Annotated in this window: 7 protein-coding genes; 4 read left to right on the top strand and 3 right to left on the bottom strand. The window is 40.3% G+C overall.

All coding sequences use genetic code 11. The annotated features are described in order from the left end of the window. Nucleotides 1-285: 285 nt before the first annotated feature. The 3 genes from IM477_RS16235 to IM477_RS16245 all read left to right on the top strand — a co-directional run bounded on the left by IM477_RS16235 (nt 286) and on the right by IM477_RS16245 (nt 3,629). On the top strand, nt 286-2,883 hold the full coding sequence (locus tag IM477_RS16235; RefSeq protein WP_287732595.1) for an SUMF1/EgtB/PvdO family nonheme iron enzyme: 2,598 nt from the start codon (nt 286-288) through the stop codon (nt 2,881-2,883). 178 nt (nt 2,884-3,061) lie between these two features. Beyond that, nucleotides 3,062-3,301, top strand: a complete 240-nt coding sequence (locus IM477_RS16240) for a hypothetical protein (RefSeq protein WP_287732596.1) — start codon at nt 3,062-3,064, stop codon at nt 3,299-3,301. Continuing rightward, on the top strand, nt 3,291-3,629 hold the full coding sequence (locus IM477_RS16245; RefSeq protein ID WP_287732597.1) for a type II toxin-antitoxin system PemK/MazF family toxin: 339 nt from the start codon (nt 3,291-3,293) through the stop codon (nt 3,627-3,629). The genes IM477_RS16240 and IM477_RS16245 overlap by 11 nt, the downstream gene beginning before the upstream one ends. 337 nt (nt 3,630-3,966) lie before the next feature. On the opposite strand, the gene IM477_RS16250 is transcribed toward IM477_RS16245, so the two are convergent. Together IM477_RS16250 and IM477_RS16255 are read right to left on the bottom strand one after the other, a co-directional pair. Next, nucleotides 3,967-4,299: a DUF5615 family PIN-like protein gene (locus IM477_RS16250; RefSeq protein WP_002736383.1), complete on the bottom strand. Its 333-nt coding sequence runs from the start codon at nt 4,297-4,299 to the stop codon at nt 3,967-3,969. Next, entirely contained in the window at nt 4,289-4,606 is a 318-nt protein-coding gene (locus tag IM477_RS16255; RefSeq protein WP_002765820.1) for a DUF433 domain-containing protein, read from the bottom strand. The genes IM477_RS16250 and IM477_RS16255 overlap by 11 nt, the downstream gene beginning before the upstream one ends. Before the next feature lie 435 nt (nt 4,607-5,041). On the opposite strand from IM477_RS16255, the gene dprA reads away from it, so the two are divergent. Continuing rightward, the gene (gene dprA, locus IM477_RS16260; RefSeq protein WP_287732598.1) at nt 5,042-6,190 is read left to right on the top strand and encodes a DNA-processing protein DprA; all 1,149 of its coding nucleotides are present in this window, start codon (nt 5,042-5,044) and stop codon (nt 6,188-6,190) included. Nucleotides 6,191-6,199: 9 nt separating this feature from the next. Here dprA and trxA read toward each other — a convergent pair whose 3' ends face one another. Further along, a complete protein-coding gene (gene trxA, locus IM477_RS16265; RefSeq protein ID WP_287732599.1) occupies nt 6,200-6,523 on the bottom strand; it encodes a thioredoxin in 324 nt (107 codons plus the stop codon). Nucleotides 6,524-7,004: the final 481 nt, after the last annotated feature.

Here is a 7,004-nt window from a genome sequence, read left to right on the forward strand (position 1 = left end):
ATCGCTCTACTTCAGATACAGTAAACGGTACAGCCATTTTCAAGGGAAAAATGTACCCAGTAGCCTCTTTTCAATTTTTTCTTAGAAGCGACCTGCAGTAAGGGTTTTGTTAATTTTTTAGTATTTCTGTATGGGGGAAGTCCAGCTATAGGGTTTAGATAATGTTATAAAAATGTCTTTTCTTCGTTGCTTTTTTTGTTGCATAGGGGGTTATATACAGCGTTTCTCGGATTGATAAGGTAATCTATTTTATTCTCCGTTCTCTGTCACCTAAAAATAACTACCATGTCCGATTCTCCTGAATCTATCCGTAATACTAGCGTCAGCGATCAAGCGACTAATAATGATGCTCTCGGATTTGAGCCTTATGTAATAGCGATCGCTGAATTTTTGTTGCATGAGCAGACACAACCACCCCTAACTTTATCGGTTGAGGGAGAGTGGGGTAGTGGCAAGTCTTCTTTTATGAAAATGTTGGAGGAATATTTACGAAAAAAGGGAGGTCGGACGGTTTGGTTTAATGCTTGGCGACACGATAAAGCGGAGTCGGTATGGGCAGCTTTTGCGCTGTCTTTTATTAAGCAGATTTCTACGCCCAAAAATTGGCGATATTTGCCTCGAATTATCCTAGGATACTTTAAATTACAATTATTGCGTTTTAACCTAGAAAAAGGCTTATTTGAATTAATTAAAGCTTTACCATTAATAATTTTTGTGATTTGTGCCTCAATTGCCATTCCCTTTATTTTAATCGGTTATGGAGTTGAAGGAATTAACGAATTAATCGGAGCAACAACCTCTCAAGATGTTTTTTGGAGCAAAATTAATTCAGTTTTTAAATTATTATTTACTGCGGTCGGGTTAACCTTATCAGGAGCGGGGATTTTCTCTGGTATTAAGAGTTTATTGAGAAATTTTCAAAGGTTACTACAAAACCCCAAAAACAACCTAATTAAATACATAGAAGCCCCAGATTATAAAAAACAATCGGCATTTGTAGAAGAATTTCATGAAGATTTTGCTAAAATTGTCGATGCCTATGTTGGCAATGATCGAGTATATGTATTTATTGACGATTTAGATCGTTGTGAACATCCAAAATCAGCGGACTTGATGCAAGCGATTAACTTGATGATTGCTGATGATCCTTCAGTGGTGTTTATTTTAGGAATGGACAGAGAAAAAGTAGCCGCTAGTTTAGCGGTAAAATACGAAAACATTCTCAAGTATTTACCGTCGGAAACCACAGAAATTGATCCTGATATTTTAGCGAGACGTAGTGCTAATAAAGGGTTGGCTTATGGTTATACTTTCATTGAAAAGTTTGTCCAGCTTCCCTTTTTAGTTCCCCAACCATCCCGGTCAGATTTTGAGCGTTTTTTGATTCAGCTTGCTACTTCAACTCCTCCCAATTTACCGCCAGCTAAATCCCGTTCCCAATTTTTTCAGTCATTCTGGGGTAAGTTTAAGTTAGCTTTACCCCAGAGAAATAATTTGCTCCCGCATCTCACTTCCCCAACAAGTAATCAGACAAGTGATTTAAAAAACTTGTCTCTAGATAATCCTTCGATACAATCTGAACAAACCGAAAAACAGAAAGCACAAGCAGCTGTAATTAAGCGATTAGAAGCGATTCAAGTCAACAAATCTGATAATAGAGATTCCCAAACAGTGCGGAATGTCATTATGATGGTGGCTCCTGCATTGGATTACAATCCGCGACGAATTAAACACTTTATCAATGTCTTTCGTCTCAAGGTTTATATCGCTAATGAAACTGGTTTATTTTTTGAGGAGCGAGATGAGAATGATAATTTGTTAGTTCCTTCTCTAACTTTTGAACAGTTAGGTAAGTTTACTGCGATTAGTTTAAAATGGCCATTGTTATTGTCAGATTTAGAAAATGATAAGAAAATTTTAGCAAAATTAGAAGAATTTGCACTAGATGAAGAAAAAACCAAAGAATATGAAGAGTCGCTTCGCTATTGGGGTAGTCATATTAAGCTTAAAGCTTTAATGGCTTACGGTCATGAAAAATCGGCAGCTAACTCTAAATTTAGCTTGGCAGAGATAAATGTTGATAAATTATTACAAGTATCACCTAGGGTAATTCGGTCAGCTAATGAGCTTATTCAACAAAAACAAATTTCCCAAGATATTACCTCATTGCCTCCAGACTTTCACTTAGAAATGGTGGATATACCCGCCGGTAAATTTAACATGGGTTCTAATGAGTATGAAGATGAAAAATCGATACATCAAGTAATTGTGCCAGCATTTCAGATAGGCAAATATCCCGTCACCCAAGCACAGTATCAAGCGGTGATGGGAAATAATCCTTCCAGGTTTTCAGGAAATCCCCAGAACCCGGTAGAATCTGTTACTTGGTTTAATGCTCAAGCTTTTTGTGAAAAACTGAGCCAGTTAACTGGAAAAAACTACCGTTTGCCTACAGAAACAGAATGGGAATATGCCTGTCGCGCTGGTACTGAAACCCTATTTAGTTTTGGCGATGATAGAGATAAACTAGGAGATTATGCCTGGTTTGATGGTAATTCAAATAATACGACCCATCCTGTTGGGGAAAAGCGACCTAATCCCTGGAAAATCTATGATATGCACGGCAATGTTTGGGAATGGTGTGCTGATCAACATCATGAAAATTATGTTAACAAACCAGACAATATTAGAGAAAATGGCAGTCTTGCATGGAGAGATAACAATATAACTAATGCGTCATCAATAATACGGCGTGGCGGTTCGTGGTGCCGCGACCCTTTGGTCTGTAGTTCAGCATATCGAGGCAGAAGTGTTGCCGAAATTTGCAACCACGATATCGGGTTTCGGGTTGTGTGCGATCTCCCCCAATCAGTTAACAGTTAACAGTTAACAGTCACAGATCAATGAGTTGCTCCGAGCCTATATGGAAGCGCACCAATAACCAATAAAAAGATGAAGTCTAATAGGGGGAGCCTGAGAATGGAGATCGCTGTAGTTAGCCATCACCGCTTTTCAAGGTTACTTTAATGTTAGGATCGAATCACTTCTTTTAGGTTTTGCTATGCGTGCGATTGAAATCACTGGTATCCTCAATACCCAGGGACAAATTCAACTTGATCATCCTATTCCCCAAGAAAAAGATCGGTTTGTGCGCGTCATTCTTTTGATGTCGGAGGATGAACTGAACGAAAAAAACTGGCTAGATGCCGTTTCCCATAACCCTAGCTTTGCTTTTCTGCAAGATCCCGAAGAAGATATTTATACCCTTAACGATGGACAACCTGTAACTAATGAAGGGTAAAATTGTATTAATTCAATTTCCCTTCGACGATTTATCTTCCAGTAAGGTTCGTCCTGCTTATTGCCTAACCAATCAAATTGGAGGCTATCAACACATTATCTTTGCCCTAATTACCAGTCGTATTCCAGAAAATCCCCTTCATACAGATATTATTCTGAGACCAGAAAATCCAGATTTTATGATCAGTGGTCTTCGCCAATTGTCAGCCATCAGACTTGATCATTTAGTAACACTTCGCTCTTCACTGATTCAGCGTGAACTAGGCTCATTATCATTAAAACCCCAAACCTTAATTGTAGATATTTTGTCCGATATTCTACGTTCTTAAAAAAAATACGATCACTGATTTCTTCGGGGCATTATTTAACGCAGTTTTTGGCTTTAAATTACGATAAATTTATCCGCTTTATACGTTACGCTATGCTAACCCATTCTACGGTTACTCATCGGCCATATTATCAGGAATAATGGGTATTTCCGTCACTCCCCAATCGGTCGGATAAAGCCCTCAATCAATGAAACGATAAACACCAGGAAAAGGCCAATACTACGGTTTTAAACATAACCCATGCCGCACAGGATTGTAATGAATATAATCACAGTGTAAAGATTCAATCTTGTAAATTGCGTTACCCAACCTACCTTTTTTCTCTGAATTATGATTTTTATAAAAACTCAACATTTTTATACATATAATCAGGCTCTAAACATTCCCAAATTAAAACTAAATCACTAATAATTTTGCCAATAGATTGACGTTGATGTGAATAAATAATCCCCCAATGCTCTAATCCCATTGAAGACAAAACCAGAAAATCATCATCAAAAGTAAAAATGACTCGGCCTTGCGATAAAGCATAAGCTAATTGTTCCTCATCGGAAGACCCCATCAGTCCTTTTTCTGGAGAAGTTGTAACATCAATCCCTCGCATTCTTAAACCTTTAGCGATCGCATTAGAGACGCTTTCATCTAGGTGAAACTTAAGCTTATTGGCCATTATTTCCCTTTAAAAGTTTTTCGACCAATGAAGGTTTATCCCCTTGTAACTGTTTAGCAAAATTTTCGCTGGATTCAATATCTTGGCGAATTTCTTCTCGATGCTCATGGTAATAAGCTAAAGCTGCATAAACATCAGCTAAAGTAATCGTTGGATAATTATAAACAATTTCATCAGGACACATCGCCATTCTTTCATGCCAAATAACAATGTCTTGTACCTTAATACGATGTCCAGCAATACGAGGTTTACCGCCACAAACACCAGGTGTTACTTCAATATGCTGTTTAAGCACTAAAGATGACATAATAACTCATTTACTCTACTTCTAGATATCATAGCATTTTTCTTGAAAAAACGCAACCACCGATCTTTTAGGATACGTTACCTAACGTGCCTTTTAATGTGAAACATTTGATACATTTTCATATTATTATCCGTTACGCTATGCTAACATATTCTACTGTTACTGCTACAATTGGCTCCAAAGACCACTATAACCAACTAAAACCATGACTCAAGCCACTTTTGCAGAAATACTAGAAGCAACTGAACAACTTCCCCCAGAAGATCAAGAACAACTTATTCACCTGTTAAAAAAGTGAAAGACATGGACGAGGCTCAACAATACCTCAACAACTAATGGAAAGTATTCCGGCAAGATTAAAATAAATTAGGGTCATCTGGCCGCAGTCAGTTTTAACCGACTGAAAATATTACTTTGTCTGAGGAGCTTTTCAAATTGACAGACGAGCGCGTTTATTGGTTAGCATGGTCAAGTATTGCTGGAGTTGGGTCAATTTCCCTAAAGCGACTCTATCAACATTTTGGCAGTGTCGCTGTGGCCTGGAATGCCTCCGATTCTGCGATCGCAGAAGTGGCGGGATTTGGCAAAAAGTTAATGGTAGCGGTACGGGAAGGGCGATCGCAAATTGACCCAGAAGCTCTTTTCGCCGAACATATCCAGAAAAACCCCCTTTTTTGGACTCCTAGCGACCCAGAATATCCCCGCTTTCTCCGGGAAATTCCCAGTCCTCCCCCCTTACTTTACTATCAAGGAAAGGTCAATTTAGAGGAAAATCAGGGAAATATCCCCACCGTCGCCATTGTGGGTACTCGCAACCCCACGGATCACGGCAGGCGCTGGGCGCGGCGCTTAAGTACCCTTTTGGCCCAACAGGGATTTACTATTGTTTCTGGTATGGCCGAAGGAATTGATGGAGAGGCACACCAAAGCTGTTTAAAAGCAGGGGGAAGGACGATTGCCGTCTTGGGAACGGGGGTCGATGTGGTTTATCCTAGTCGTCATCGGCAGCTACACGCGGACATCCAAAAGCAGGGTTTAGTCATTAGTGAACATCCTGCCGCAACTCAACCGAATAAAGCCCATTTTCCCAGTCGTAATCGCATTATCGCCGGTTTAAGTCGCGCCACGATTGTTATCGAGGCCCCCGAAAGGTCAGGCTCCCTGATTACGGCCAGTTATGCTAACGAATTTGGCGGCGATATCTATGCTTTACCCAATTCTCCCGATATTGCTGCCGCTAGGGGTTGTTTACAACTGATTCATCAGGGGGCAGAAATTATCGTTTCTGAGGAGAAATTATTAGAAATGTTGGGGGCAATTCCCACCGCGAACCAATCCGCACCGGTTAATCTCTCCCCTTCACTCCCTCTAGAGACATCCCCGGTCGTTAATGCTGCTCCTCCAGTCAATCTAGAACCTAGACTAGCACAAGTGTATCAGTTATTTGACAGAGATGCTCTGTTGTTTGACATTATTGTTCAAAAAATGCAAATCCCCACCTCAGAAGTGGCGGGGATCTTATTGGAATTAGAATTAATGGGTTTAGTGACTCAGTTACCCGGTATGCGTTACCAGAAAACCTAGTCAACTCCTCTACAGGTGTTTATCTATGGTGGTAGCTAAAGTGGTTTTCGGTACAGCCCCGACCACCATATCAACTTTTTGACCTTCTTTGAAGATCATCAGAGTAGGAATACTGCGAATCCCGTACTGACTAGCGATATTGGGGTTTTCGTCGGTGTTGAGTTTCACCACCTTGACTTTCCCTATGAACATTTCGGCAATTTCTGCGACAACGGGAGCCACCATTCGACAGGGGCCGCACCAAGGAGCCCAGAAATCCACTAGGACAAGGTCGGTACTATCTAAAACTTCGACTTTAAAGTTGGCATCTGTAACTGCAGGAACCTCTGGCATACTTAAGAAATCCTCTAGTAATCACGGTTATCTAGAATACGCAAAAATTCCATTCTAGAGATTCGTGGTGCGATGTTGACATTCCACTGGTGAAAAGGACGAGAACTAGCTCTAAATCCACTATAGAGGCCTTAACTTGCATCAGAGGTAGCTTCTTGGATCAATTTCACAAGGGGCATTCTTGTATTTTATAACCCTAGAGGCTCTATTTTGACTTTTTTTTGATAAAGTTTTGTAATATTGCCCGAGTCAGGGAGGGGTGATGGCAGCCAGATAAAATTTTCTTGAAGAAAAACCCGAAAAGTCAGCGATTTTATCTAGGCTTAACCTGAGTTTGATTTTGACATCCTCGCCGCCGTAAAACGGACGGCGATTCCCAAACCTCACGATTTAGGTTTCTGCTTCTTTCCCTTGCGGGGTTCCGCACCTGCCTTAACAGATTTACTCTGTTCTGGTCTTATGGTCGCTCTACAGACTGACA

The organism is Microcystis sp. M090S1 (assembly GCF_020246295.1).
In the GTDB taxonomy this organism is placed as follows: Bacteria; Cyanobacteriota; Cyanobacteriia; order Cyanobacteriales; family Microcystaceae; genus Microcystis; species Microcystis aeruginosa.

Coding starts and splice junctions, on each gene's coding strand:
- IM477_RS16250 (WP_002736383.1), bottom strand. CDS start 4,299: ATGGCCAATAAGCTTAAGTTTCACCTAGATGAAAGCGTCTCTAATGCG.
- trxA (WP_287732599.1), bottom strand. CDS start 6,523: ATGCCAGAGGTTCCTGCAGTTACAGATGCCAACTTTAAAGTCGAAGTT.
- IM477_RS16245 (WP_287732597.1), top strand. CDS start 3,291: ATGAAGGGTAAAATTGTATTAATTCAATTTCCCTTCGACGATTTATCT.
- IM477_RS16235 (WP_287732595.1), top strand. CDS start 286: ATGTCCGATTCTCCTGAATCTATCCGTAATACTAGCGTCAGCGATCAA.
- IM477_RS16255 (WP_002765820.1), bottom strand. CDS start 4,606: ATGTCATCTTTAGTGCTTAAACAGCATATTGAAGTAACACCTGGTGTT.
- IM477_RS16240 (WP_287732596.1), top strand. CDS start 3,062: ATGCGTGCGATTGAAATCACTGGTATCCTCAATACCCAGGGACAAATT.